General features: G+C 61.1%; 22 protein-coding genes and 1 rRNA gene. 13 read left to right on the top strand and 10 right to left on the bottom strand.

Annotated elements, in window-relative coordinates; translation table 11 throughout:
• Positions 1–76: 76 nt before the first annotated feature.
• The 3 genes from O3297_RS24950 to O3297_RS24960 are packed head-to-tail and all read right to left on the bottom strand — an operon-like array spanning position 77 to position 2,239.
• Positions 77–1,024 carry a FecR domain-containing protein gene (locus tag O3297_RS24950; RefSeq protein WP_305050620.1) on the bottom strand — a complete coding sequence of 316 codons (948 nt, stop codon included), beginning with the start codon at positions 1,022–1,024 and terminating at the stop codon, positions 77–79.
• Complete coding sequence (locus O3297_RS24955) at positions 1,017–1,574, bottom strand: RNA polymerase sigma factor (RefSeq protein WP_070260704.1); 558 nt, start codon at positions 1,572–1,574, stop codon at positions 1,017–1,019. Before O3297_RS24955 ends, O3297_RS24950 begins: the two co-directional genes overlap by 8 nt.
• 2 nt (positions 1,575–1,576) lie before the next feature.
• Positions 1,577–2,239: a secretin and TonB N-terminal domain-containing protein gene (locus tag O3297_RS24960; RefSeq protein WP_305050623.1), complete on the bottom strand. Its 663-nt coding sequence runs from the start codon at positions 2,237–2,239 to the stop codon at positions 1,577–1,579.
• 259 nt (positions 2,240–2,498) lie between these two features.
• Between O3297_RS24960 and O3297_RS24965 the strand changes: the two genes are divergently transcribed.
• The 5 genes from O3297_RS24965 to O3297_RS24985 all read left to right on the top strand — a co-directional run bounded on the left by O3297_RS24965 (position 2,499) and on the right by O3297_RS24985 (position 6,806).
• Positions 2,499–2,864, top strand: coding sequence for a hypothetical protein (locus tag O3297_RS24965; RefSeq protein ID WP_305050624.1), 366 nt, complete (start codon positions 2,499–2,501; stop codon positions 2,862–2,864).
• 94 nt (positions 2,865–2,958) lie between these two features.
• Entirely contained in the window at positions 2,959–5,307 is a 2,349-nt protein-coding gene (locus tag O3297_RS24970; RefSeq protein ID WP_034780972.1) for a Tex family protein, read from the top strand.
• A 4-nt stretch (positions 5,308–5,311) separates the two neighbouring features.
• Positions 5,312–5,782: a GNAT family N-acetyltransferase gene (locus O3297_RS24975; protein ID WP_305050626.1), complete on the top strand. Its 471-nt coding sequence runs from the start codon at positions 5,312–5,314 to the stop codon at positions 5,780–5,782.
• A 105-nt stretch (positions 5,783–5,887) separates the two neighbouring features.
• On the top strand, positions 5,888–6,199 hold the full coding sequence (gene grxD, locus O3297_RS24980; protein WP_010402157.1) for a Grx4 family monothiol glutaredoxin: 312 nt from the start codon (positions 5,888–5,890) through the stop codon (positions 6,197–6,199).
• Positions 6,192–6,806, top strand: a complete 615-nt coding sequence (locus O3297_RS24985; RefSeq protein WP_305050629.1) for a UbiX family flavin prenyltransferase — start codon at positions 6,192–6,194, stop codon at positions 6,804–6,806. Before grxD ends, O3297_RS24985 begins: the two co-directional genes overlap by 8 nt.
• 24 nt (positions 6,807–6,830) lie before the next feature.
• On the opposite strand, the gene O3297_RS24990 is transcribed toward O3297_RS24985, so the two are convergent.
• Together O3297_RS24990 and O3297_RS24995 are read right to left on the bottom strand one after the other, a co-directional pair.
• Positions 6,831–7,157 carry a hypothetical protein gene (locus O3297_RS24990; protein ID WP_151091795.1) on the bottom strand — a complete coding sequence of 109 codons (327 nt, stop codon included), beginning with the start codon at positions 7,155–7,157 and terminating at the stop codon, positions 6,831–6,833.
• Between the two features lie 89 nt (positions 7,158–7,246).
• Positions 7,247–7,654 carry a hypothetical protein gene (locus O3297_RS24995; RefSeq protein WP_034753756.1) on the bottom strand — a complete coding sequence of 136 codons (408 nt, stop codon included), beginning with the start codon at positions 7,652–7,654 and terminating at the stop codon, positions 7,247–7,249.
• Between the two features lie 706 nt (positions 7,655–8,360).
• On the opposite strand from O3297_RS24995, the gene O3297_RS25000 reads away from it, so the two are divergent.
• The 6 genes from O3297_RS25000 to O3297_RS25025 all read left to right on the top strand — a co-directional run bounded on the left by O3297_RS25000 (position 8,361) and on the right by O3297_RS25025 (position 15,042).
• Positions 8,361–8,765, top strand: a complete 405-nt coding sequence (locus tag O3297_RS25000) for a MerR family DNA-binding transcriptional regulator (protein WP_034780980.1) — start codon at positions 8,361–8,363, stop codon at positions 8,763–8,765.
• Between the two features lie 137 nt (positions 8,766–8,902).
• A complete protein-coding gene (locus O3297_RS25005; RefSeq protein ID WP_070260712.1) occupies positions 8,903–10,087 on the top strand; it encodes an isovaleryl-CoA dehydrogenase in 1,185 nt (394 codons plus the stop codon).
• Positions 10,088–10,140: 53 nt separating this feature from the next.
• Positions 10,141–11,940: a bifunctional isocitrate dehydrogenase kinase/phosphatase gene (aceK, locus tag O3297_RS25010; RefSeq protein WP_305050631.1), complete on the top strand. Its 1,800-nt coding sequence runs from the start codon at positions 10,141–10,143 to the stop codon at positions 11,938–11,940.
• A complete protein-coding gene (locus tag O3297_RS25015; protein ID WP_099379186.1) occupies positions 11,937–13,133 on the top strand; it encodes an acetyl-CoA C-acyltransferase in 1,197 nt (398 codons plus the stop codon). The genes aceK and O3297_RS25015 overlap by 4 nt, the downstream gene beginning before the upstream one ends.
• A 74-nt stretch (positions 13,134–13,207) precedes the next feature.
• Positions 13,208–13,876, top strand: a complete 669-nt coding sequence (locus O3297_RS25020) for an SDR family oxidoreductase (protein WP_305050633.1) — start codon at positions 13,208–13,210, stop codon at positions 13,874–13,876.
• Between the two features lie 38 nt (positions 13,877–13,914).
• The gene (locus O3297_RS25025) at positions 13,915–15,042 is read left to right on the top strand and encodes an acyl-CoA dehydrogenase family protein (RefSeq protein ID WP_070260720.1); all 1,128 of its coding nucleotides are present in this window, start codon (positions 13,915–13,917) and stop codon (positions 15,040–15,042) included.
• A gap of 470 nt (positions 15,043–15,512) precedes the next feature.
• Here the strand turns inward: O3297_RS25025 and O3297_RS25030 are convergent, their stop codons facing one another.
• The 4 genes from O3297_RS25030 to O3297_RS25045 form a co-directional block, all read right to left on the bottom strand.
• On the bottom strand, positions 15,513–16,406 hold the full coding sequence (locus tag O3297_RS25030) for a YihY/virulence factor BrkB family protein (protein WP_070280173.1): 894 nt from the start codon (positions 16,404–16,406) through the stop codon (positions 15,513–15,515).
• Positions 16,407–16,493: 87 nt separating this feature from the next.
• Entirely contained in the window at positions 16,494–17,573 is a 1,080-nt protein-coding gene (locus O3297_RS25035) for an LD-carboxypeptidase (RefSeq protein ID WP_305050635.1), read from the bottom strand.
• Positions 17,574–17,662: 89 nt separating this feature from the next.
• Positions 17,663–20,416 carry a TonB-dependent receptor gene (locus tag O3297_RS25040; protein WP_305050637.1) on the bottom strand — a complete coding sequence of 918 codons (2,754 nt, stop codon included), beginning with the start codon at positions 20,414–20,416 and terminating at the stop codon, positions 17,663–17,665.
• Between the two features lie 220 nt (positions 20,417–20,636).
• Positions 20,637–22,442, bottom strand: a complete 1,806-nt coding sequence (locus tag O3297_RS25045) for an ABC transporter substrate-binding protein (RefSeq protein ID WP_305050655.1) — start codon at positions 22,440–22,442, stop codon at positions 20,637–20,639.
• Between the two features lie 217 nt (positions 22,443–22,659).
• Here O3297_RS25045 and O3297_RS25050 point away from each other — a divergent pair, with 217 nt between their 5' ends.
• Together O3297_RS25050 and dacB are read left to right on the top strand one after the other, a co-directional pair.
• On the top strand, positions 22,660–23,898 hold the full coding sequence (locus O3297_RS25050) for a nucleoside recognition domain-containing protein (protein ID WP_034753725.1): 1,239 nt from the start codon (positions 22,660–22,662) through the stop codon (positions 23,896–23,898).
• A gap of 8 nt (positions 23,899–23,906) precedes the next feature.
• Positions 23,907–25,409 (top strand): D-alanyl-D-alanine carboxypeptidase/D-alanyl-D-alanine-endopeptidase, encoded by a 1,503-nt coding sequence (gene dacB, locus O3297_RS25055; RefSeq protein WP_305050639.1) that lies wholly within the window; start codon positions 23,907–23,909, stop codon positions 25,407–25,409.
• Between the two features lie 213 nt (positions 25,410–25,622).
• Here dacB and rrf read toward each other — a convergent pair.
• A 5S ribosomal RNA gene (rrf, locus tag O3297_RS25060) occupies positions 25,623–25,725 on the bottom strand; the annotation flags it as partial.

The following is a 25,725-nucleotide window of genomic DNA, read 5'->3' on the forward strand; positions in this document are numbered from 1 at the left end:
TGACAGGGAACAAGGTCCGGGACTGCAAAAGGTCATGAAAATGTCATAATTGGCGAGATGCCATCGGCCTGCATCGCTAGCCAAACAGCACGATGCCGCCCGGCAGCCGCGTCACCCGCGCGCCATACGCATCCTGGATCAGGGCGATCACATCGTCGAGGCGGTCGAGTGAAAAACTCGCTTGCACGCGCGTGTGTTTCAAGGCCTCGCCATTGAGGATCAGCTTGCCGGGACGGTAGCGGTTCACCTCGTCCACCACCTCGGCCAGCGTGCTTTGTTTAAATACCAGCAGGCGCTGGCGCCACGCGCTGACATCGCTCTTCGCCACCTCGCGCGCGATGCCGAAATGCTCGGGCCGATAACGCAGCTGCTGGCCGGCCGCCAGTTCCGCATCGTTGCCGGCCTGCGCCACGCGCAGGCGGCCCGTCAGGCAGGTCACGCACACTTCCTGGCCGAACAAGCGGATATTGAAGCGCGCGCTGCCGGCCGACACCGTGCCGTCGCCCGCCTGCACGCGCACTCTCGCCGCGCCGCGCAAGCCGGCCTGGAATTCCGCCTCGCCCGCCAGCAGCACCAGCGACGCGGCGCCATCCTGCAGCGGCGCCGCATCGAGGCGCGTCTGCGTATTCATCTGCACCAGCACACCGCCATCGAGCGCCACTTCGCGCTGCTCGCCCGTGCCGGTGGCGTAGTCGGCGGCGAGGCCCGCCACGGCCGGCCACAGGTCCGTGGGCGGGCGCAGCACCAGCAAGCCCAGTGAGGCGGCGACGGCGCCACCGAGCCAGGCGCGCCGCGCCACGTTCACGGGCGCCTGCGCCCGCTTGACGGCGCGCGCGGCCGGCGCCATGGCGCCCCACACGGCACGCGCCTCGGCAAACGCGTTGGCATGCTTGCGGCTGCGCGCGCACCAGTGGCGAAACACTTGCGCGTCGCGCTCGCTGACCTGGCCCGAGGCCAGACGCACCACCCACGCCTGCGCTTCCTGTTCGATGACACCCATGTCGTCTTCCGCTTGTTCAGTCATGATGTTTAGACGTTTTTCCCGCCCCGGGACCGAAGCGCTGGATGAAATCGCGTCCCATGCGTTCGCAGCAATGTTCGAGTCCGGCGCGCAATTCCTTCTCCACCGTGCGGGCGGAAATGCCGAAGCGCTCGGCGATGTCGCGGTGCGGCAACTGGTCGACGCGGGCGGCGATGACGATGGCGCGCCGGCGTTTCGGCAACTCCTGCAAGGCCCGTTCCAGTTCCTCGAGTTCGGCACGCGCGCTGAAGGTGCGGGCCGGGTCGGCCAGCTCATCGGCCATCTCGTATAGATCGTCGATATCCGGCAGGCTGAGCAGGCGCGCATTGTCGCGACGTTGATCTTCCGCAATGTTGATGGCGATGCGCATCAGGTAGGCGGATGGATAGCTGATCGCCTCTGGCGCGTTCATCCGTTCCACCCGCAGATACGTTTCATGCAGCGCGTCATTGGCCAGGTCTTCCGAGCCCAGGCGGCGTTGCAAATGGCGGCGAAACTGTCCATAGCGTTCCAGGAACAGCTTGCGCAAGGTGGCTTTCAGCAAATCCGGCATGGTCAGGACACCCCGGACAGGAGGTAGGGCGCGCAATCGGCCCCTGGGTCGGGCCGCGGCGTCAGTAAAATCGTCAGCGGCTGCGGCAAGCCCGCCGGTGGCGCGCCATCGATCAGCAGGCTGCGCAGGCGCTGCAACACGGCGCGGTCGCGCTGTTCCACGCCGCTCGGTTCCAGCACATGTACGGCGCGCACCTTGCCCCGCTCGTCGAGCCACAACTGGAAAGCCAGGCGGTAGCGGCCAAACGCGTCCGGATGCAAACGGCACAGGGCGCGCGTGAGCGAGCGCTGCAGAACGGCCGCATAGCCTTGCAACGGCGGCGCGGCGGGAACGGCCTCGGCCGGCACGGGCGCCGGCGCCACGGGGGCGTCCGCCAGCGCCAGCAAGGTAAACGCATTGCTGCCGCTGAAGCGCGCGCCCAGCTGCGTGCCGGCCAGCAGGCGCTGCAGCGCTTCGGCCGGCGTGTAGTCGCCGCGCACGGGCGCTGCCACGCGACCGGCCGCCAGCTGGCTGCTGACGAGCACGGAATACCCGGTCACTTCGCCAAACGCCACCAGCGCCGCATCGAGCGGCTGGGCGGGCAAGTCGAAGTGCAGGGTAGCGTGCGCGGCGGCATCAGCACCGTCCGCACCCGCAGCCGGTCGCACGAATGTCATGAATGTCATGAATGTCATCAGCAAGCAGGCGGACAGGGCATTGCCCTTTGCGGCGCGGCGGTGGGTTTGTGTCATTTTCCAGGGAAATCAACGAGAAAGCCTGCTCATGAAGTGTCTTGACTGCAATGTTGTCTGCAGAATGGCAAGATGGTAGCTTCATAAAATGACAACTGCATGACATGGCGCCAGCCCGCATCCCGGCCTGTGTCATCGCCGCGACATATGTCCTTGCTATGCTGGGCGCTTCACCACCGCTCCGGGAGCCGCCATGGCACACCTGTTCTTGCTGTTACTGCTGGCCTGCGCCGCCCTGTCCGCACAGGCGGACGAACACACCGTCGTCGTCAAGGCCGCCGCGCCGCAAAAGGGCTGCGTGGAAGTGGAAGCCAATGGCCAGCGCGCACAATCGATGTCATGCTTGAATGAAAAATTATTGCCCAAAAGCAACACATTGAACCGGCAGCCGCCTTCCCTGTCCGGCGCGGAAGCGATCGTGCAACGCCCGTCGAACCAGCTGGGCCTGTACAACCGCGCCGCCCTCGAACACCGCATGGGCAATGCCTTTGGCAAGTCCGTCACGCCGCAGCGCCCAAGTCCCCCTCCGCCCGCCAGCCCGCTGCTGCCGCCACGTTGACGCCGTTGTCAACGCACAGTCCATTTGCGCTGTCAAGATTGCGCAATCGCGCCGATTGCGTATCATTCCAGGCTTGATCGCTCTGGAAACAACCATGCTGCCCACTATCGAACAACGTCTTGCCCTTGAACTTGCCGCCAAACCGGTGCAGGTTGCCGCCGCCATCGAACTGCTCGACGAAGGCGCCACCGTGCCCTTCATCGCCCGTTACCGCAAGGAAGCGACCGGCGGTCTCGACGATATCCAGCTGCGCCTGCTCGAAGAGCGCCTGCGCTACCTGCGCGAGCTGGAAGAGCGGCGCGCCGCCATCGTGGCCTCGATCACGGAACAGAACAAGATGACGCCCGAATTGCTCGACGCCGTCATGCACGCGGAAGACAAGACGCGCCTGGAAGATTTGTATCTGCCCTACAAGCAAAAGCGCCGCACGAAAGCGCAGATCGCCATCGAAGCGGGCCTGATGCCGCTGGCCGACGGCTTGCTGGACAATCCCGAACTGACGCCGGAAATGGAAGCGGGCAAGTTCCTGCGCGACGCGTTTACGAGTGCCGACGGCAACAACCCGGGCGTGGCGGATACCAAGGCGGCCCTCGACGGCGCGCGCCAGATTTTGATGGAACGTTTCGCCGAAGACGCAACGTTGCTGCAAACCTTGCGCGAATACGTGCAGGAACATGGCATCGTCGAATCGAAAGTGGTGGAAGGCAAGCAGGACGAAGGCGAAAAATTCGCCGATTATTTCGATTACTCGGAAACCATTTCCACGGTCCCCTCGCACCGCGCGCTGGCCCTGCTGCGCGGCCGCCGCGAAGGCATCCTCGACGTCACCCTGCGCCTGGATACGGAAGCGGAAAAACCGAAATGGGATGCGCCGCACAATCCGTGCGAAGGCCGCATCGCAGCCCGCTTCGGCATCAAGCAACAAGGCCGTCCGGCCGACAAATGGCTGGCCGACACGGCGCGCTGGACCTGGCGCGTGAAAAGCTTCATGCACCTGGAAACGGAACTGATGGGTGCCCTGCGCGAGCGATCGGAACTCGATGCGATCAATGTCTTCGCCACCAATCTGAAAGCGCTGCTGCTGGCCGCGCCGGCCGGCCAGCGCGCCACCATGGGCCTCGATCCTGGCTTGCGCACGGGCGTGAAAGTGGCGGTCGTCGATGCCACCGGTAAAGTGGTCGACACGGCCGTGATCTATCCGCACCAGCCGAAGAACGACTGGGATGGCTCGCTGCATACGCTGGGCCGCCTGGCCGCCAAGCACAATGTGTCCCTGATTTCCATCGGCAACGGCACGGCCTCGCGCGAGACCGACAAGCTGGCGCAGGATTTGATCAAGCAGCATCCGGAAGCGAAGATGACGAAGATCGTCGTCTCGGAAGCGGGTGCGTCGGTGTATTCCGCGTCCGAATTCGCCTCGAAAGAGTTGCCGGACATGGATGTGTCCCTGCGCGGCGCCGTGTCGATTGCGCGCCGCCTGCAAGACCCGCTGGCCGAACTGGTCAAGATTGACCCGAAATCGATCGGCGTGGGCCAGTACCAGCATGACGTGAGCCAAAGCCAGCTGGCCCGCTCGCTCGATGCCGTGGTGGAAGATTGCGTGAATGCCGTGGGCGTGGACGTGAACACGGCGTCGGCGCCGCTGCTGGCGCGCGTCTCCGGCCTGTCGGCCAGCGTGGCGCAAAGCATCGTCACCTACCGCGACATGAAGGGCGCGTTCACCTCGCGCGCAGCCTTGAAAGCCGTGCCGCGCCTGGGCGATAAAACGTTCGAACAGGCCGCCGGCTTCCTGCGCGTGATGGGCGGCGACAATCCGCTGGACGCCTCGGCCGTCCACCCGGAATCGTACCCGCTGGTGGAAAAGATCCTGGCCGATATCAAGAAGGATATCAAGGCTGTCATCGGCGAAACGGCGCTGCTGAAAACCTTGAGCCCGGCAAAGTACGCGGATGAAACGTTCGGCGTGCCGACCATTTCCGACATCCTGAAGGAACTGGAAAAGCCGGGCCGCGACCCGCGTCCGGAGTTCACCACCGCCACCTTCAAGGAAGGCGTGGAAGAAATCCGCGATTTGCGTCCGGACATGATCCTCGAGGGCGTGGTCACCAACGTGGCCGCCTTTGGCGCCTTCGTCGATATCGGCGTGCACCAGGATGGCCTGGTGCACATCTCGGCCCTGTCGAACACCTTCGTGAAAGATCCGCACACGGTGGTCAAGGCGGGACAAGTCGTCCGCGTCAAGGTGCTGGAAGTCGATGAAAAGCGCAAGCGCATCGCGCTGACCATGCGCCTGACGGATAGCGCGCCGCAAGCGGGCAGCAAGCCCGAGCAAAAGGGCGACCGCAACGACCGCCGCAGCATGGCGCAGCACCAGTCGCAATCGCGCAACGCGCCCGAGCCGGCCGGCAGCATGGCCGCCGCGTTCGCCAAGCTGCGCGGTTAAGTCCATGGCCGCCGGGCATGACCTTGTCATCCTGGCGGTGGACGCCGCCAGCATGGAGGCGCAGCTGCTGCTCGATGAATTGTCGGATACGCTGCTGCGCATCAATGGCGACAGCGGCCGCTCTTCCTTCGATGTCGAAGCGACAACCTTGCGCGGCGGCTTTTACCTGGCGCGCGATGGCGCTGGAGAACTGCTGGGCTGCGCCGCCCTGCGGCCGCTGGGCGAAGCGGACAGCACCATAGGCGAGCTCAAGCGCATGTATGCGCGCCCTGGCGCCGCCGGCGTGGGCGCGGCCCTGCTGGCCCATGTAGAGGCGCAGGCGCGCCAGCATCACTACCATGCCCTGCACCTGTCCACCCGCGTGGCAAATGGGCGCGCCGTGGCGTTTTATGCCAAACACGGCTATGCACCCGTCATTGCCTGGGGTAAATACGTGGGCGCTGCACAATCGGTGTGCCTGGGCAAGACCTTATAAGCCTCAACGTGGCTGACTTGTCCGATTTATGACTTGAGCGCATACCCGTGCCGGCGTTTTCTTATAAAATGACGGCATCTATTTATTTACCCATCAGAGGCAGCTATGAGCGACGTACAAACCTGGATCAAAGAAACCGTGACGAGCACGCCAGTCGTGCTGTTCATGAAGGGCACGGCCCAGTTCCCGCAGTGCGGCTTTTCCGGCCGCGCCATCCAGATCCTGAAAGCATGCGGCGTGGAAAACATCGCCACCGTCAACGTGCTGGATGACCCGGAAGTACGCCAAGGCATCAAGGATTACTCGAACTGGCCTACCATTCCGCAGCTGTATGTCAAAGGCGAGTTCATCGGTGGTTCCGATATCATGAATGAAATGTTTGAATCGGGCGAACTGAAGTCCCTGCTGGATGCCTGATAGCCAGCTTGCGCGGCCGCGCCGTATCGTCGTGGCCATCACGGGCGCCACGGGCGCCGTGTATGGCTTGCGGCTGCTGCAATTGCTCGGCGCCATCCCTGGCGTCGAGACGCATCTGGTCTTGTCCGATGCGGCCGTACTAACCCTGCACCAGGAAACAGGCGTGGGGCGCAAGGAAATCGAAGCGCAAGCGCACGTGGTGCACAAACTGCGCGACATCGGCGCAAGCATCGCCAGCGGCTCGTTTCAATCGGATGGCATGGTCATCGCACCGTGCTCGATGAAGACCCTGGCGGCCGTGGCACATGGCTTGTCGGATAATTTGATCACGCGGGCAGCCGATGTGGTGCTCAAGGAGCGTCGCCGCCTGATCCTGATGGTGCGCGAAACGCCGTTCAACCTGGCACACCTGCGCAATATGACAGCCGTGACCGAAATGGGCGGCATCATCTTCCCGCCCTTGCCGAGCTTTTATCACCACCCGCAGAGCATTGCGGAGATGGTCGACCATACGGTGGCGCGCGTCATCGACCTGCTCGGCATCGAGCACGCCCTGGCGCCGCGGTGGAATGGTTTGAAAACCCCCAGCGACGGCACGCCTGGCTAGCCCTCTCCGCTTGCTACCGCCAATTCAACGCTTCTCAAACTGAACGGCACTTGCCTGCTTCAAATCCCTGGCTTCTTCAACCATCCTGCGGTGGGCGATCCGTTTGCGCATCACTTCCGCATGTTGCGCGGCAGTCATGGGGGGCACGGTCATCAAGTCCTTCAGCTGCGCGGTATTGCTGTAGTTACTTTTCATAAGACGGCTCAAATGCTCGGCTCCGTAGTGGATGAACTGGCTGCTTCTGATGTGATTATGCGCTGGTATTGGCCGCTGCGCCGCCGCGAGCGGGATTATTGTTAAATAATTCCGCTGCAGCGCAACATGCGAGGTCTTATTGTGCGGCAAAATCATGTCTCCAGTATGACGTTGCGCAAATAAAAGGACAGGGAGAGCACCGTCAGCGAAAGGCGGACGGCGCCGGCCGGGGATGGCCTGAATGCTTACTTTTGGTAGTTGACTCTGACCAGCATGCGAATAAATTCTCGCGCGATTTGACGATGATGTTCATCTAATCTTTGCAAATCGGCAATTAATTTCACATCGGCGGACTCAAAACGCGACAAAGCGCTGCCCGCTTCGCCATTCGGCGTGGCGCTTTCCGGACCACCAAAACGCAACCATTCCGCTGGAACGCCCAACCATTGGGCAATCATGCGCAATTTCTCTTGCGTCGGAATTGCTTCACCTACTAACCATTTCCTAGCTGCATGCACGGTAATCGGGCGCCCGTCGAAACGGATATTGAATTCCCGGGCCAGTCTGGTCGGGCTGTCTGGAGAATAATGGGCGTTTTTGAGAGCCAACTGAAGTCGCTGGCTGAAGCTTTCGCGTTCGTTAGAAGAATTCATAGGTGTACTATTTCATGTTGTAACATGAAAGTCAGTTTCTTGAATGACCATACAGATTGTTACATTTGAAAAGAGTATAAATTAACAATTAACACTCCAGCCGGGCTTTTCAGGTGAAAAAGTAGGCCAAATTTTCTCTTGCGATTCTGCGTGGCTTCGGGTCAAATTCGCGGCTAGCCTTGATTTTCGCACTGCAGCACGATTCAAAGCCTCGGTTTGGCATTACAACGTACGGTATCGGATAATGCCCTTCTCTACCAATACACGCAATGCCCATGTCATACAATTTCTTGTAGACAAAGTTTTCAGAAGGGCCATTTTGTTTCCAACATGGAAACGATATGAACGACGTACTCATAGTAAAACGTTGTTTTTTGATCGTGCCGGCTGGAAAGAATCTGTGCCTGAAAATTTTACTGCCATCGCAGCGAAAAGAATGTCGCTGTTATGCCAGGAAAGCTCTTTTTGGTGTCATCTTGGCCACCAACTCTCGATCTTAAGCGCGTTTGCGCAAGAAGAATCAATTTATTTTCAGTAATTGTTGCCTTATTCGCCAAATCCCCCCAATCACGCCTTTCTTTGTTGCAGCACGGGCAGGGCACGCTACAATAGTATTGACGTTGACGTAAACGGCACTTTGCCACCCATTACCCTGCAGCACCCATCCAGCGACCGACCACCCATGCAACCGACACCGCCCGCAGCAATGACGACCTATACCATTACCGAACTGGCGCGGGAATTCGACATCACGGCGCGCGCCATCCGTTTCTATGAAGACCAGGGCTTGCTCAGCCCGAAACGCGAAGGCGCCGGCGGCCGCAGCCGCGTCTATACGCCGCGCGACCGCACCCGCTTGAAACTGACCCTGCGCGGCAAGCGCCTGGGCCTGGCGTTGTCGGAAATCAAGAGCCTGGTCGACATGTACGAGTCGCCGAAGGACACGCGCGCGCAGATGGACCGCTTCCTGGGTGTGCTGGCGCAGCACCGGCAGACGCTGGAGCAACAGCGCATCGATATCGAAATGGCGCTGGCGGAAATCAGCGCGCATGAAGACGCTTGCGCGCGCATGCTGGCGGACTTGAGCCTTGATAAGGCGCAAACAAACTAGGTATTCATGCGGCGGCGCTTGCCGCGCAGCGCTTTACGCGTATCGCTTTACGTTTACGTAAACGTCACAACTGAGTATCATAGCTTCACTGACCCGGCATCCATGACCGCCACACTTATAACGACGACGAGGACGACATGCTCCATCTCCCAGGCTTGACCTTTGACCACGGCGACGACATCGCCTCCCTGCGCGAAGCGATCCAACAATTTGCCGCCGCCGAAATCGCGCCGCGCGCGGCCGAAATCGACCGCACGGACCAGTTCCCCATGGACCTGTGGCGCAAGATGGGCGACATGGGCTTGCTCGGCATCACCGTCAGCGAAGAATACGGCGGCGCCGGCATGGGCTACCTGGCGCACATCATCGCCATGGAAGAGATCTCGCGCGCCTCGGCCTCCGTCGGCCTGTCCTATGGCGCCCACTCGAACCTGTGCGTCAACCAGATCAAGCGCAACGGCACGGCCGAGCAAAAAGCCAAATACCTGCCGAAACTGATCACGGGCGAACACATCGGCGCGCTGGCCATGTCGGAACCGAATGCGGGCTCGGACGTCGTCAGCATGAAGCTGCGCGCCGACTTCAAGGGCGACCGCTGGGTCTTGAACGGCACCAAGATGTGGATCACCAACGGTCCCGACGCAGACGTGCTGGTGGTGTACGCGAAAAACGACCTGGAAGCGGGTCCGCGCGGCATGACGGCATTCCTGATCGAAAAGAATTTCAAGGGCTTTTCCATCGCGCAAAAACTCGACAAGCTAGGCATGCGCGGCTCGCACACGGGCGAACTGGTATTCCAGGATTGCGAAGTACCGGCCGAAAACGTGCTGGGCGGCCTGGGCAAGGGCGTCAACGTGCTGATGTCGGGCCTCGACTTCGAGCGTACCGTGCTGTCCGGCGGTCCGCTGGGCATCATGCAGGCTTGCATGGACCTGGTCGTGCCCTACGTGCATGATCGCAAGCAATTCGGCCAGCCCATCGGCGAATTCCAATTGATGCAGGGCAAACTGGCCGATATGTATTCGACCATGATGGCGTGCAAGGCCTATGTGTATGCCGTGGGCCAGGCTTGCGACCGCGCCACCACGCCGGAAGCCGTGCGCCAGTTGCGCAAGGATGCGGCCGGCGCCATTCTGTATAGTGCGGAGAAGGCAACCTGGATGGCAGGCGAAGCGATCCAGGCCCTGGGCGGCAACGGCTACATCAATGAGTATCCGGCCGGCCGCTTGTGGCGCGATGCCAAGCTGTATGAAATCGGCGCCGGGACCAGCGAAATCCGCCGCATGCTGATAGGCCGCGAACTGTTTGCGGAAACCAAGTAAGTACGGGCGCGCGATTATCGACTGGGTGATGAGCTATTCATGCGAGCACAGATATGACGCACATTGCCTTCCCCAAATTGCTCTCTTCCCAGATTGCATTCGATATCGCGCTCACCATCCGCGACGGCTTCGACAAGCATTACCGTTTGTTCCGCGAAACCAGCCAGCACGCCAAGCAGTATTTCGAGCAGGGCGCCTGGGCCGCGGCGCAGACGGCGGCCCGAGAACGCATCGACTTTTATGACAAGCGCGTGCAGGAATGCGTGCAGATGCTCGAAGACGAGTACGAAGAGTCGGAGTTGAGCGACGAAGTGTGGCGCGAACTCAAGCTGCACTACATCGGCATGCTGACGGAACACAAGCAGCCGGAACTGGCGGAAACCTTCTTCAATTCCGTCTGCTGCAACATCCTGCACCGCACGTATTTCAATAACGACTATATTTTCGTGCGGCCCGTCGTGTCCACGGAATACATCGAAACGCGAGACCCGGCCCCCACCTACCGCGTGTATTACCCCGGCCAGGATGGCTTGCGCCACACCCTGACGCGCATGGTGACGGACTTCCAGCTGGGCTGCGCATTTGCCAACCTGGAGCGTGATGTGGCCCAGGTGGAAGCGCGCCTGCAGCAATTGTTTGGCGGCGACCGGCTGGAGCCGAACCACCAGATCCAGGTCCTGACCAGCTTGTTTTATCGCAACAAGGGCGCCTACCTGGTCGGCAAGGGCATCAACGGCAACCGCGAATACCCGTTTGTCGTGCCGATCCTGCACAACCGCCACGGCAAGCTGGTGCTCGACACGGTGCTGTTCGAGCACCAGCAGATCGCCGTGCTATTTTCGTTTACGCGTGCCTATTTCCTGGTCGATATGGAAGTGCCATCGGCCTATGTGCAATTCCTGCGCAGCTTGCTCCCGCGCAAGCCGCGCAGCGAAATCTATACGATACTGGGCCTGCAAAAACAGGGCAAGACGCTGTTTTACCGCGACTACCTGCAGCATTTGAAACACTCGTCGGACCACTTTGAAAGCGCGCCCGGCATCCGCGGCCTGGTGATGCTGGTGTTTGCCCTGCCGTCGTTTCCGTATGTCTTCAAGGTCATCAAGGATTTCTTCCCGCCGCCCAAGGAAACCACGCGCGCGCAAGTCCAGCAAAAGTATTTGCTGGTGAAACACCACGACAGGGTGGGCCGCATGGCCGACACGCTCGAGTATTCCAACGTGGCCTTTCCCCGCGCCCGTTTTGCCGAGGAATTGCTGGCCGAGCTGAAACAATTCGCCCCCTCGCTGATCGAGGAAGACCACGAGCAGATCATCATCCGCCACCTGTACATCGAGCGGCGCATGGTGCCGCTGAACATGTGGCTGAGCAATGCCGAGAAGGAAGGCCGCGATGACCTGGTCGAACACGCCATCGTCGAGTACGGCAACGCCATCAAGGAGTTGGTGGCGGCAAATATTTTCCCGGGCGACATGCTGTATAAAAACTTTGGCGTGACCCGTCATCAGCGTGTCGTTTTTTACGATTACGATGAAATCGAGTACATCACCGATTGCCAGTTCCGCGTCATCCCTGAAGCGCGCACGGAGGAGGAAGAAATGTCGGCCGAACCGTGGTATCCCATCGGCAAGAACGATGTGTTTCCCGAACAATTCGGCACCTTCCTGCTGGGCAATCCCCGCATCCGCACCTATTTCATGCAGCACCATGCCGACCTGCTGACGGCGCAATATTGGCAGGCGCGCAAGCAGCGCATCGAAGACGGCCATATCGAGGACGTCTTCCCTTATCCGCAGCACCTGCGTTTTTGTATGCAGTCACCATCCCCACCCTTAACCGGAGATCCAACATGAATGATCCAGTCGTAATCGTCGGTGCCGCGCGCACCCCCATGGGCGCCTTCCAGGGCGACTTTGCCAACGTCACCGCCAGCGACCTGGGCGCCGTAGCCATCCGCGCCGCCGTGGAACGGGCCGGCGTGGCGCCGGATGCCGTGGAACACGTGTTTTTCGGCAATTGCCTGATGGCTGGCCAAGGCCAGGCGCCCGCGCGCCAAGCCTTGCGCAAGGCCGGCTTGCCCGATTCCACGGGCGCCGTGACCCTGTCGAAAATGTGCGGCTCGGCCATGCAGACGACCATGTTCGCGCACGACACCTTGCTCGCCGGCAGCGCCGACGTGGTGGTGGCGGGCGGCATGGAATCGATGACCAACGCCCCCTACCTGGTGCCAAAGGCGCGCGGCGGCTACCGCATCGGCCACGGCATGATCTATGACCACATGATGATGGATGGCCTGGAAGACGCCTACAGCCGCGATGAAAAGGGCAATGCGCGCTCGATGGGCACGTTTGCCGAAGAGTGCGCCAGCCAGTACCAGTTCACGCGCGAAGCGCAGGATGCGTTTGCCATCGAATCCGTCAAACGCGCACAAGCGGCCACCAAGGATGGCAGTTTCGAGTGGGAAATCGTGCCCGTGACCGTGTCCGGCCGTGGCGGCGACACCATCGTCAGCATCGATGAAGGCCCGCAAAAGGCCCGCCTGGAAAAAATCCCGACCTTGAAGGCCGCCTTCAAGAAGGATGGCACCATCACGGCCGCCTCGTCTTCGTCGATCAACGATGGCGCGGCCGCCCTGGTGCTGATGCGCGAATCGACGGCGAAAAAACTCGGCTGCACCGTCATCGCCAAAATCCACGGCCACGCCACGCATGCGCAGGCGCCGAACGAATTCACCACGGCCCCCATCGGCGCGGTGAAAAAGCTGTACGCCAAAACGGGCTGGAGCAGCAGCAATGTCGACTTGTTCGAGATCAATGAAGCGTTCGCGGCCGTACCGATGGCCGCCATGCACGACCTCGACATTCCGCACAGCAAGATCAACATCCACGGCGGCGCGTGCGCGCTGGGCCACCCGATCGGCGCCTCAGGCGCGCGCATCATCGTCACCCTGCTGGGCGCCTTGAAAAAAACCGGCGGCAAGCGCGGCGTGGCAGCCCTGTGCATCGGTGGCGGCGAAGCGACGGCGATGGCGATCGAACTGGTATAAGCTCTTCCTGAGCACGGGCGCGCACCGCAGTTCACGGTGCGCGCCCTTTCATTTTATTTTCAGGGAGAAAACATATGCCTACCGCATTGATCATCGGCGCCTCGCGCGGCATCGGCCACGAAATCGTCCGTCAATACCGCCACGATGGCTGGCGTGTCATCGCCACGGCCCGCACACCGGACGCCTGCGACGCCCTCGCGCAACTGGGCGCGGAAGCGCACCAGCTCGACGTGACGGACGTGGAAGGCTGTGCCGGCCTGGGCTGGAAGCTCGACGATGAAAAGCTTGACGTGGCCATCCTCAACGCGGGCGTGTACGGCCCCCGCCACGACGGTTTCCCCGCGCAAGCCGATTTCGACCTCGTCATGCACACGAACGTGCTGGCGGCCATGCGGCTGCTGCCGATCCTGGCGCCGCTGGTGGCCAACGCGAAAGGCAAACTGGCCGTGCTGTCCTCGCACATGGGTTCCCTGAGCGAACGGGGCAATCCCACCGGTTCGCTGTACCGCGCCAGCAAGGCGGCCCTGAATTCCGTGCTGATCGACACGGCCCTCGTGCATGGCCCGCAAGGCGTCAGCTGCGTGGCTTTCCACCCGGGCTGGGTACGCACGGACATGGGCGGCGCCGGTGCGGATATTTCGCCCGAGCAAAGCGCTGCCGGCATCCGCGCCACCCTGGCCAGTCTGCCGGCCACGGACAAGGCCGTGTTCCGCAACTACGATGGCAAGCCCATAGCCTGGTAATTCCCGCATCCACTATAAAAAATACGAGACGACGTCCCATGATACTCAATGAAGAACAGACCATGATCCAGGAAGCGCTGCGCAGTTTTTCGCGCGAGCGCCTGGCGCCCAACGCGGCCCGCTGGGACAAGGAACATCATTTCCCGAAAGAAGAATTGCAGGAACTGGCCGCGCTGGGCGCCTTTGGCGTGGCCGTGCCGGAAGCGCTCGGTGGCGCCGGCCTCGACTACGTGTCGCTGGCCCTGGTGCTGGAAGAAATCGCCGCCGGCGATGGCGGCACCTCGACCATCATTTCAGTGAATAATTGTCCCGTGTGCAGCATCGCCATGATGTACGCCAACGATGCGCAAAAGGAACAATGGCTGCGTCCACTGGCGCAAGGCGCCATGCTGGGCGCATTTTGCCTGACGGAACCGCACACGGGCAGCGACGCCTCGGCCCTGCGCACGACGGCCACGCTTGACGGCAATGAATACGTCATCAACGGCACCAAGCAATTCATTACCAGCGGAAAATATGCGGACGTGGCCATCGTCATGGCCGTCACCGACAAGGCGGCCGGCAAGCGCGGCATCAGCGCCTTCTGGGTGCCGACGAACACGCCCGGCTACATCGTGGCGGGACTGGAGCAAAAGATGGGCCAGCATTCGTCGGACACGGCGCAGATCCTGTTCGACAACTGCCGCATCCCGGCGGAAAATCTGATCGGCGAAGAGGGACAAGGCTACAAGATCGCGCTGTCCGGCCTGGAAGGCGGACGCATCGGCATCGCTTCGCAAGCCGTGGGCATGGCGCGCGCCGCGTATGAAGCGGCCCTGAGCTATGCGCGCGAGCGCGAGAGTTTCGGCAAACCCATCTATGAGCACCAGGCCGTGCAATTCCGCCTGGCCGACATGGCCACGCAGATTGAAGCGGCGCGCCAGCTGATCCGCCACGCGGCGGCCATGAAGGATGCAGGCTTGCCCTGCCTGAAGGAAGCGGCCATGGCCAAGCTGTTTGCGTCGGAAATGGCGGAAAAAGTGTGCTCGGACGCCATCCAGGTGCACGGCGGCTACGGCTATGTGTCCGACTTCCCCGTCGAGCGCATCTACCGCGACGTGCGCGTGTGCCAGATTTATGAGGGGACCAGCGATATCCAGAAGATACTCATCGCCAGAGCCTTATAAAAGCAGTAGAAGTCTCGGCGCCTTGAGCAACCGTAGCGAGCAAGCTCGATATCGGCTTGAGTAACGCAGCCGTACTTAAGTACGGCGAGTAACGCCGAGTCGAGAGCGGGCGGCGCAGTAGGTTGCTCAACGCGCCAGCCACAGACGAAAAAAAAGCCCGCTAGCGCGGGCTTTGTTCCAATGTATTACCAATGCTTTAATCGTGTCATGGACGCCAGTGCTATCTGCAAAGTGCCTCCTGATTTTCGGACTCCCATGCTATCTGCATGGTGACTCCAAGTGTAAATCGACCAACGTATCCGGAATTACAAAATCCATTTCTTCGCACTGTCACGCCATCGACATTACACCTGTCGGTCGCCGCGCTGAAACTGGATGGTGAGATAATTTGTTGCCAAATCTCAATCACTGAACGGAGTATAACACAGCTTTTTGTGCAGTGCAATAATGAATTGAAGCCATACCTTAAATCAAGTCCTTAGCGCCAACGGCTTGTCTTCTTCCCCGCCGCGGGCCACTCTTTCGTATTCGGAAATCACTTGCGCGCCCAGCAACAGCAGGGTGGCGCCGATTTCCAGGCTGAACATGACGACGATGGCCGTCGTCATCGAGCCATACACGATATTGACCTGCGACAAGGTGGAAAAATACCAGACCAGCACGTGGCGCGCGATTTCCCACAAGAGGGCCGCCGTCACGCCGCCGATCAGCGCATGCGTGATCGACAGGCGCCCCACCGGCATGACCAGGTAAATCGAGCTGAGCACCAGGATTTCACCCGCCAGCCCCAGCAGATACAGCAGCACGCCGGACACCCCTTCCAGGCCCCAGTCATGGCGCAGGAAGCGCACGCTTTCCTCGCCCATCACCTGCAAGCCGCCCGCCACCAGGGTGATCAGCAAGATGCCCACGCCCAAGCACAGGATGTAGCAGTACGGCAGCACGGCGGAAATGAGGAAATGGCGGCGGCGGATGGCCACGCGGTGAATGAAAATCACGCTCATGGCGTTTTCCAGCACGGTAAACGCCAGCGAGCTGAAAAACAGCATGGTCAGCAGCAAGAGCCAGCCGATCACGCCCCGGTTATCGAGAAAATGTGCGATCTCGGCCACGATGGCTTTCGATTGCCCCGGCACCAGCCATTCCAGGTAATGGCCGATTGTTTGCAGCAATTCGTCCTGCGCGATCACGTGCGACAGGGCCACCACCACCAGCATCAGCAGGGGCACGATGGAGAGCAGCGAGTAATACGCGACGGCGCCCGCCAGCAGCAGGCCCTGGTTGGCGCGGAAACCCTTCAGCACCTGCAGCGTAAAGGCCAGCGGGTGGCTGAGGATGTAGGTACTGGCGTGGCGGTTGATCATGTCGGGTGCGGTGAAGAAGGCGGCGCGGCCTCGTGCCGCGCCTGCAATCACACTAGCATACTGACAATCGCCCCGCTGCACCGTACGCTAGCAGACGGCTGGCTCCAACAAGGTCAGGGTTTGCCGGTCCGCATCCAGGGTCGCCAATATGCCCATCGGTATCGTGAACTGGTGGCGGATGTGGCCAAACGAGTAGCCGCTGACAGCCGGCACGCGTAAAGGCTGCAAATGCTGCTCCAGGGTAGCATCGAGGGTCAGCGCGGTGTCGCCCTCGGCCGCCTCGCAATGCTCGAAGACGCCCAGCATCAAGGCCGCAGCCTTGTTGAACCCCACGGACAGGTCGAGCTGGCACAGCATGCGGTCGATGCGGTAGGGCACTTCGTTGATTTCTTCGAGGAACAAAATATGCTTGCGGAAATCGGCCGCATACGGCGTGCCCGCCAGCGCGCTGACCATGCACAGGTTGCCACCCGTCAAGCGCCCCGTCGCCTGGCCGCCGTGCACGGTACGGATGGCGAAGTTAGCGTGCGTCTGCGCGCGGCGGTGATTGTCCAGCGCCATGGGGATCGTATAGCTGTCTTGCGGCGTCATCAGCACGTTTTGCAGCTGCGTCACCGTGTAATCGGAAAACGTGGACGAGGCCACGGGGCCGTGGAACGTCACCAGGCCCGTCTGGCAGCCGATGGCCAGGTGCAGGGCCGTGATGTCGGAATAGCCGATCAGCACTTTCGGATTCGCGCGGATCAAGGCATAGTCGAGCAGCGCCAGCAGCGAAATGCAGCCGGAGCCGCCGCGGATGGCCCACACGGCCTTGACTTCCGGATCGCGAAACGCCGCGTGCAGGTCGTCCAGGCGCTGCTGCACCGTGCCCGCATAGTTGCCGTGCACGGCGCGGATGTTGACACCCAGGCTGGCGCGCAGTCCCAGCGATTCGATATTGCGTACGGCCTTGGCGATGGCGTCCTCATCCGTAAAACCGCCTGGTGCGATGATGGCGACCAGATCGCCGTCGCGCAGGCGCGCCGGTTTGATCAATGCGTGTTGCTGTTGCATGCGTTTACCCTTCCCTTGCGCGGCCGCCGCCCACGCCGGTGTGCCTGCCGCCCCCAAGGTGGCGGCCAGCAAGCCGCCGAAGCGGCGCCGGCTGAGATTGGTCTGACTGGACATGCGGCCCCTTCCTGGAATAAAAAACGGCGACGCCAGGCGCCGCCGCACGAGATTAGCATGCCAGCGGGATCACCGCCGGCATGGCCGCCTTACATGAACTTGTACTTCAGCTGGAACGACAGCGAACGGCCACGCGGATCGGCCACGCGCGGATCCCAGCCGGCGCCCACCACCTCATCCACGTTGTGCGCGGTGAACGGCGGATCGCGGTCGAACAGGTTCTGGATACCCACGGTAATCGTCGTATTTTTGAAGCCCGTGTACGTGCCCGACAAGTTATACGTGGTGTAGCTGGACACATCCGGCTTGAAGCCTGGCGGCGGCGTACCCTTGCCGCCATTCGGCACCTGGTCCTTGTAGCCCGACGAAAAACTCTGGATCAGCAAGCCGCTCCAGTCGCCGCGCGACACGCCAAAGCTGGCATTGTGTTTCCAGCGCAGGTACAGGTCGCGCGTATAAAACTTGCCGACCAGTTCCTGGTATTCCTGGCCTTGATATTCCGCGAACTTGAAGCTGTCCATATACGTGCCGTCCAGGGTCGCCGTCCATTTCGCGTCCTGGATCTTGCCCTCACCGCGCAAGCCCACGTCGAGGCCGCGCACGCGGCTGCCTGCCGCATTGATCCAGCCCGCCTGCACGTACTCGATGGTGCCGTCCGGATTGCGGTGGATGTACTGGTTCAGTGCCTGGTAGTTGGTCAGCACGATTTGCGGCGTGCGGTTCAGGATGCGATCCTTGGTATTGATGGCCCAGTAGTCGAACGAGGCCGAATATCCCTTGAATGGCTCGATGACAAAACCGACGCTGCCCTGCTTCGACGTTTCCGGCTTCAGGTTCGTGTTGCCGCCCGTCTTGTAGTCGAGGCGGTCGATGGCGCAGTACTCGGGCACGCCCGGATGCTTGGCGCAGCCTTCCTGGTCGATGACGCCGTTCGGCAATTCCTGGCTCAGCGAACCGGAGTACAGCTGCTGGAAGCTTGGCGCGAGGAAACCCTTGCTGGCCGAACCACGGAACAGCAGGAAATCCGTTGGCTGGTAACGGAAAGCCACTTTCGGATTTGTCGTCGCGCCTACCAGGCTGTAATCATCGCGGCGGATGGCCAGCTGCATTTCCAGGTCCTTCGTGACCGGCACCAGCAATTCGGCATACACGGCCTTGACGGTACGGCTGGCATCTTTCAATGCGGCATTGCCTGGCGCCAGCAGGATCTGGATGGCATCGACATCTTGCCCGAAGCTGTAACCTTCGCGGCGCAAGTCAAAACCGGCCGCCATGGCCAGCGCACCGGCCGGCAGCTGGAACAGCTCGCCCGAAACGGAACCGTCGATCTGCGTCAGGGTTGTCTTGCCGTGCTGGAAGTCGCCACGGAACTTGGTCGATTCGATCAATTGCTTGGCCGCTTCCGTCTGGCTCTGGCCAGCGCCCACCCACGGATTGATGATGCCCGTCGCCAATGCCGCGTACAGCTTGTCCGTATAGGAATAGCCATCCGTCAGCTTGGTCTTGGTACTGCTTTCGGCGCGCGAAATGCCAGCCTTGTAATCCCACTTGCCGAAGTTCCCCTCAAAGCCCACCAGCACGCGGGCATTGTCGGTGGTGTTTTCCTGCGTGCGGTTGCCCACGTCATTGGCGCGCCATTTGTAGGAAATCGGCTTGGTCTTGTCGAACGAGGGGATGTAGGCCGACAGGTCCTGGTAGTACGCGCCACCGACCGGATACAGATTCTTGTTGGCCACAGTCGCCTGCACCTGCATCGGCGTCAAGATGGCCGTGGCCTTGGTGCGCGAACCGAGCACCTCGACAAACATGCGGTGGTCGGGCGCCAGCTGGAACGTGCCGCGCGACAACAGATTGGCTCGTTCGACGGGGAATTGCAGCACATAGTCGGCGCCATAGTCGTAGGCGCAGGAATATTTGGTGCGCAGCGGCGAGGTCACGTCTTTCCACAGCTCCGTCTGGTACTGCGACATGCCGGCAATGCTGTCGCACTTGCCCTGGAAGCTCAGGGGATTGGCTTGCAGGTATTTATTCGCGTCGCCGGGCAGCTGGAACGAGGCGCCCAGCGCCGTGCCGGCACCCGCCATCTGGTTGGCGAACGGCGTGCCCGTGGTGTCGGGCGACAGGCCGCGGCCCGGCTGGTAGCCGTTGACGAAGGAGCGGTCGCTGCCATTCAGGCGCTGCGCCTTGTCGACGGTCAGGCTGGCCATGATGTTGTAGCCGTCACTTTCCAGCGAGCCCGTGCCGGCCAGCAGCGAGGCGCGGCGCGTGGCGCCGCCGCCTGCCTGCGTGTCGTTGGTGGAGACGGACGCTTCCACGCCGCTGTAATTGGTTTTCAGAATGAAATTGATCACGCCGCCGATGGCGTCCGTGCCGTAGATGGCCGAGGCGCCATCCTTGAGAATTTCCACGCGCGAGATCGCGCCCAGCGGGATCGAGTTCAGGTCGACCGACTTGCCGCTGGCGCCATGCGTGGCGATGCGGCGGCCGTTCAACAGCACCAAGGTGCTCGATGGACCGAGGCCGCGCAGCGAGGCGAACGAGGCGCCGCCGCTGACCCTGTCGGCATCGGCGCCAAACACGTTATTGCCCGAAGTCATGTTATCGGCGCCCGTGCCATTCGCCGACAGCGTACGTACCAGTTGCTCGGTCGTCGTGATGCCCTGCTTTTCGATCTGTTCAAACGAAATGACTTGCACCGGCAGCGCGCCTTCCTTGGCGACGCGTTTGATGCTGCTGCCCGTGACTTCGACCCGTTGCATTGCTGGTGCCGCCGCTTCCTGTGCCATCACCGGCCCCACCACCCCCATCAATGCCACCAATTGCGCTAGCTTCTTCAATTTCACGGGTCTCTCCTTTATTTGGGCAATCGAAACTTGAGTTCTCAAGTCAGGCTGTTTTTTTCACGTCGCAACTATCTGTCTCGCAGTACATTTTTTTATGACATTTGCGCATGACTTTATTTGTTTTCATTTTCAGAGTAGCGCGATGCATCCGGGCCCAGCCAATGAAAAATGCTTTCCTAACCATAACTTTTTGGAATGAATGCCCTTTTCAGTGACATGGTCACTTGCCTGCGGGGCTAGCCCTGCTTTTATCCACGTCCAGATAGCGCCAGGACGTGAATTCCACGGGGTGGCGCCTGTAGTTTTTTAGCCACGGTTGCTGCAGGTCGGCAGAGATGGGATGCGTCAGCAACACCCACGGCGTGTAGGCGTGGATCAGCTGAAACAGGTCGAAGTACAGACTGCGTCGGCGCGGCGTATCGGATAGCAGGCGCGCCTCCTCATAGCGTTTATTGTAATCGGGCAAATTGAAGCGGGCATAGTTGGCGCGGCCAACGTTGCCACCATACAACAATTGCATAAAGTTATCGCCATCGGGGAAGTCGGCGATCCAGTTGGTTTCGAACATCTGCACCTTGCCAAGGCGCGAAGCCTTGATGATTTCCGTCTTCTTGTCGCTTTTAAATTCCACGCGCAGGCCGATGGCGTTCAGGTTGCGGCGCCACAATTCATCGCGCAAGCGTCCCACCGTGCTCGGTTCCGTGTGCATGGTGAGCAGCAAGGGTGTGCCATCCGGCTGGGTGCGGAAACCGTCGGCGCCCGCCTTGTAGCCGAAGCGGTCCAGCAGGGCGCGCGCCAGCACGGGATCGTAGGCGACGGGGCTGCGGTAGAGCTTGTCGTAACCGAGCACATTCGGCGGCAGCGGCGACTGGGCCGGCAAGGCCAGGCCTTTTTTGAGCAAGGCGATGTCTTCGCGGCTGTTATAGCTGAGGGCGATGGCGCGCCGCAGGGCCAGCTTGTCCTTGCTCGTGCCGCCCAGCACGGGATCGTCCATATTCATCCACATGTAATACGTTTGCAGCACGGGAAAGCGCGTCAGCTGCAGACCCTTGGCAAGCAATGCCGGTTTCAGCGCGCCATTTTCCAGCACCATGTCCGTCATCGATTCCGGCACTTGTTCCAGGTAATCGAATTCGCCTTTCAGGAAACCCAGCATGCGCGATTGATATTCCTCGACGATGCGCACCTCGATGCGCTCGACCAGCGGTAATTGCTTGCCTTCCAGCGCGGTGGCGATGGTACGCGCCTCCAGCGGCAAGGCGGCCAGCGCCTTAGCCTCCGTATGGAATACGGTGGCACGGAAGGCAGGGTTGGCTTGCAGCACGATCTTGTCGCTGCGCTTCCATTCCTTCACCAGGAACGGCCCCGTGCCCACGGGGTGATTACCGATCTGCCCTGCCGCCGGGTACGCTTCAGCCACTTCGCGCGCCACCACCGCTGTCGCCGGCATCGCCAGGTAAAACAGGAAGTTCGGATCGACGCCGTTTAGGCGGATGCGCAGGGTGTATTTATCCAGCGCCTGCAGGCCGGCGATGGGCGTGTCATAGCTGAATTTTGTTTTCAGGGCCGCATCGCCCACCAGCTTGTCTTCCAGCAAGAACAACCACGGCGACTTCAGGCTGGGGTCATACAGCCGCGTCAGGCTGTACACATAATCCTGCGCCGTCACTTCGCGCGGCTGGCCCTTGAAGGCGGGATCGGGGGTGAAGAAAATACCGGGCTGCAAGTGAAAGATATACGTGCGTCCGCCATCTTCCATGCTCGGCAAGCCGCGCGCCGTGTTGCCCTGCAGCTGCACCGGGCGCGTCAGGTAGTCATAGCGCAAGAGCGGGTCGAAAATGTTTTCCATCAAGTTCAGGCTAGCCAGGTCCGACGCCACGGCCGGGTCCAGGCCCGTCTCGCTGGTGCTCAAAAACAAGTGCAGGGTCTTACCGGCGCGGGCGGCATCGGCGGCGGCATGGGCCGGCACCGTGAAAAGCGTCAACAGGGCCAGGCCGGCGGCGCAGGCGGTTTTGCGTAAAAACATCATCAGTGATCCAGTGCAGACAAAGGTAAGGAACAGCGCTAAGCGACAGGCATCCCCCACACTACGCGGGCAAGCTATGGGGCGCCAATGAAAACAGGCTGCCAGCTTATAACTTTTTGGCATGCGATTGCTGCATTCTTTCATCAACTCGTATCGGGCTGCCCCTATACTTTGTTTGCAGACATTTTTCACTCCCGACACACAGAACTGATCGCATATGGCACTTAATTACATCTGGTCCGGCTTTTTCCTCGTTGGCTTCCTGGCCGCAGTGCTGCAGTGGCTGTTTCTCGGCGATACCGATATCTTCAAGCGCATCATCGATGGCACCTTCGAGACGGCGCGCATGGGCGTGATGGATATCGCGCTGCCACTGGCCGGCGTGATGACCTTATGGCTCGGCATCATGAACATCGGCGAAAAGGCGGGCATCGTCGGCTGGCTGGCGAAAGTGATCGCCCCCTTCTTTTCGCGCATCTTCCCGGAAATTCCGAAAGACCACCCGGCCACGGGCCACATGGTGATGAATTTCTCGGCCAACCTGCTGGGCCTGGACAATGCGGCCACGCCGTTCGGCTTGAAAGCCATGGAAAGCCTGCAAACCTTGAACCCGAACAAGGAAGAGGCGACGAATGCGCAAATCATGTTTTTGGTACTGCACACCTCGGGCCTGACCCTGATTCCGCTGGCCATCATGGCGCAGCGCTCCATCCTCGGCGCGGCAGACCCGTCCGACATCTTTATCCCCTGCATGATCGCCACCTATGTGGCCACCATGGTCGGCATCATCACGGTCTCCATCAAGCAACGCATCAACTTGCTCAACCGGGTCGTGCTGGGCTGGATGGGCGGCATGACGAGCGCCATCGTCGCCATGATCTGGTACTTTACGCAATACCTGACGAAACAGGAAATCGAGCTGGTGTCCAAAGTGGTCAGCAACCTGGTATTGATCAGCGTGATTGCCATATTTATTATTGGCGCGCTGCGCAAGAAAGTGAACGTGTACGACGCCTTCATCGAAGGAGCAAAAGGCGGCATCCAGACCTCGATCACCGTGATTCCCTACCTGGTCGGCATGCTGGTAGCCATCAGCGTGATCCGCAATGCGGGCGTGTTCAATTTCCTGATGAGCGGCATGAACTGGTTCTTCGCCAACCTGGGTATCAATACGGACTTCGTGCCCGCCCTGCCGACCGCCATGATGAAGCCGCTCAGCGGCTCCGGCTCGAAGGCCATGATGATCGACGCCATGAATACCTACGGTGTCGACTCCTTCGTCGGCCGCCTGGCCTGCGTCTTCCAGGGCTCGGCCGACACCACCTTCTATATCGTGGCCCTGTACTTCGGCTCGGTGGGCATCCGCAAGACGCGCTATGCCATCACGGCCGGCCTGATCGCGGATCTGGCTGGCGTGATCACGGCCGTCTTCGTTGCCTACGTCTTTTTCCACTAAGGAGCACCATGTTACGTCCTGTTCTGATGGCTGCGCTGTTGGCGGGTCTTGGCCTGTCGACTGCCCACGCGCAATTGCCCGAATCCGTCAGCCTGCTGCTGCGCAGCGCAAATATTCCGGAAGACGCCATGGGCGCCATCGTCTTGCGCGGCAACGCCACCGTGCTGTCGCATGGCGCCGAGCGCAGCATGCAGCCCGCGTCCACCATGAAGCTGGTGACGACGGCCGTAGGCCTGGAGCAGCTGGGCCCCATCTTTCGCGGCCGCACGGAGTTGCGCACCAGCGCCGATGTCATCAATGGCGTGCTGAAAGGCGACTTGATCCTGCGCGGCGGCGCCGACACGGATTTCAATGCGGACGTACTCGCGCACATGCTGCAAACCCTGCGCAACCAGGGTATCGTGAAAATCAAGGGTGATTTGATCCTCGACCGCCAGCTGTTCCAGCCGGCCCGGCCCGATATCGGCGCAGCACCGTTCGACGAATCCGCCGAATTCCGCTACAACGTCATTCCCGATGCCTTATTGCTGAACACCAATCTGCTCGATATCAACATGAACTCGACGGAGCGGCAATTGAGCATCCTGATGCAGCCGCCGCTCGAAAATGTCAGCATCACGAGCGACATGAAACTGGTCAAGGGCAGTTGCGCCAGATGGGAAGACGGCTGGCGCCCGCCCGAATATCGGCGCGATGCGAACGGCAAGCTGCAGGTGATTCTGCACGGCACCTTCCCGCAAAATTGCAGCAAGGCCACCAGTATCAACGTGCTCGACCGCAACGATTATGCGGATCGTTTGTTCCGTGCCACCTGGAAACGTCTGGGCGGCTCGATCACGGGCACGGTGCGCGAAGCGCCGGCAACAGGCTTGCCGCCAACGGCCGAACCCGTCGGCACGCGCATGTTGGCCGACCACGTGGCGCGCGCCTTGCCCGAGGTCTTGCGCGATATCAACAAGACCTCCGACAACACCCTGGCCCGTACCTTGTTCCTGAGCCTGGGCAGTTTGCAGAGCGATGGCTGGCTGGGCAGCCGCCCCGTCGCCATGACGGCGCCGGAAGACACGGCCAGCCGGGCACGGCAAGTCATCCAGGAATGGTTCCAGCGGCACAATATCGATACCCAAGGCATGCTGGTCGACAATGGTTCCGGCTTGTCCCGCACGGGACGCATTGCGCCAGCGCAAATGGCCGGCGTCTTGCAGGCGATGCAGCAAAGTCCGTGGGCGCCCGAGTTCCAGTCCAGCCTGCCCATCGTCGCGCTGGACGGCACCATGCGCAAGCGCCTGTTGAACAGCCCGGCCGCCGCGCGGGCCCGCATCAAAACGGGAACGTTAAAGAATGTCGTCGCCATCGCCGGCTATGTGCCCGACGCCAACAACCAGCTGTGCGTGGTGGTCGCCATGATCAATAGCGACCTGGTGGGCAATGGCAATGGCCGCGCAGCGGTCGATGCGCTGATTGAATGGGTTGCCAGGAGCGGCGCCACGCCGGTAGTGGCCGGCCAATAAAACCAAGAAGAAGGCAGCGCGCAGCGCTGCCTTTTTTTACGCCTGCTGAACCGCCCCCCGGGGTCAGACCCTCCACACCGCCAACGCCAGATTCAACGCCAACGCGCGAGGGGGTCTGACCCCAGCCTGCGTTTGGGGTGCGCCATCACAAACCGCCAGACGAAAAAAAACCCGACCATTGCTGATCGGGTTTTTCTCTACTGCGAATAACAAGCCTGACGATAACCTACTTTCACACTGGTTGCAGCACTATCATCGGCGCAAAGTTGTTTCACGGTCCTGTTCGGGATGGGAAGGGGTGGGACCAACTTGCTAT

The sequence above is a fragment of the Janthinobacterium sp. SUN128 genome, from assembly GCF_030587275.1.
Classification (GTDB): Bacteria; Pseudomonadota; Gammaproteobacteria; order Burkholderiales; family Burkholderiaceae_D; genus Janthinobacterium; species Janthinobacterium lividum.

Bases quoted from the DNA above. Each gene is read 5' to 3' on its own strand.
- O3297_RS25020 (WP_305050633.1), top strand. From the start codon at position 13,208: ATGCCTACCGCATTGATCATCGGCGCCTCGCGCGGCATCGGCCACGAA.
- O3297_RS25015 (WP_099379186.1), top strand. From the start codon at position 11,937: ATGAATGATCCAGTCGTAATCGTCGGTGCCGCGCGCACCCCCATGGGC.
- O3297_RS25050 (WP_034753725.1), top strand. From the start codon at position 22,660: ATGGCACTTAATTACATCTGGTCCGGCTTTTTCCTCGTTGGCTTCCTG.
- O3297_RS25030 (WP_070280173.1), bottom strand. From the start codon at position 16,406: ATGATCAACCGCCACGCCAGTACCTACATCCTCAGCCACCCGCTGGCC.
- O3297_RS24995 (WP_034753756.1), bottom strand. From the start codon at position 7,654: ATGAATTCTTCTAACGAACGCGAAAGCTTCAGCCAGCGACTTCAGTTG.
- dacB (WP_305050639.1), top strand. From the start codon at position 23,907: ATGTTACGTCCTGTTCTGATGGCTGCGCTGTTGGCGGGTCTTGGCCTG.
- O3297_RS24960 (WP_305050623.1), bottom strand. From the start codon at position 2,239: ATGACATTCATGACATTCGTGCGACCGGCTGCGGGTGCGGACGGTGCT.
- O3297_RS24970 (WP_034780972.1), top strand. From the start codon at position 2,959: ATGCTGCCCACTATCGAACAACGTCTTGCCCTTGAACTTGCCGCCAAA.
- O3297_RS24990 (WP_151091795.1), bottom strand. From the start codon at position 7,157: ATGATTTTGCCGCACAATAAGACCTCGCATGTTGCGCTGCAGCGGAAT.
- O3297_RS25025 (WP_070260720.1), top strand. From the start codon at position 13,915: ATGATACTCAATGAAGAACAGACCATGATCCAGGAAGCGCTGCGCAGT.
- O3297_RS25005 (WP_070260712.1), top strand. From the start codon at position 8,903: ATGCTCCATCTCCCAGGCTTGACCTTTGACCACGGCGACGACATCGCC.
- O3297_RS24985 (WP_305050629.1), top strand. From the start codon at position 6,192: ATGCCTGATAGCCAGCTTGCGCGGCCGCGCCGTATCGTCGTGGCCATC.
- aceK (WP_305050631.1), top strand. From the start codon at position 10,141: ATGACGCACATTGCCTTCCCCAAATTGCTCTCTTCCCAGATTGCATTC.
- O3297_RS24975 (WP_305050626.1), top strand. From the start codon at position 5,312: ATGGCCGCCGGGCATGACCTTGTCATCCTGGCGGTGGACGCCGCCAGC.
- grxD (WP_010402157.1), top strand. From the start codon at position 5,888: ATGAGCGACGTACAAACCTGGATCAAAGAAACCGTGACGAGCACGCCA.
- O3297_RS25045 (WP_305050655.1), bottom strand. From the start codon at position 22,442: ATGTTTTTACGCAAAACCGCCTGCGCCGCCGGCCTGGCCCTGTTGACG.
- O3297_RS24955 (WP_070260704.1), bottom strand. From the start codon at position 1,574: ATGCCGGATTTGCTGAAAGCCACCTTGCGCAAGCTGTTCCTGGAACGC.
- O3297_RS24965 (WP_305050624.1), top strand. From the start codon at position 2,499: ATGGCACACCTGTTCTTGCTGTTACTGCTGGCCTGCGCCGCCCTGTCC.
- O3297_RS25000 (WP_034780980.1), top strand. From the start codon at position 8,361: ATGACGACCTATACCATTACCGAACTGGCGCGGGAATTCGACATCACG.
- O3297_RS24950 (WP_305050620.1), bottom strand. From the start codon at position 1,024: ATGACTGAACAAGCGGAAGACGACATGGGTGTCATCGAACAGGAAGCG.
- O3297_RS25035 (WP_305050635.1), bottom strand. From the start codon at position 17,573: ATGTCCAGTCAGACCAATCTCAGCCGGCGCCGCTTCGGCGGCTTGCTG.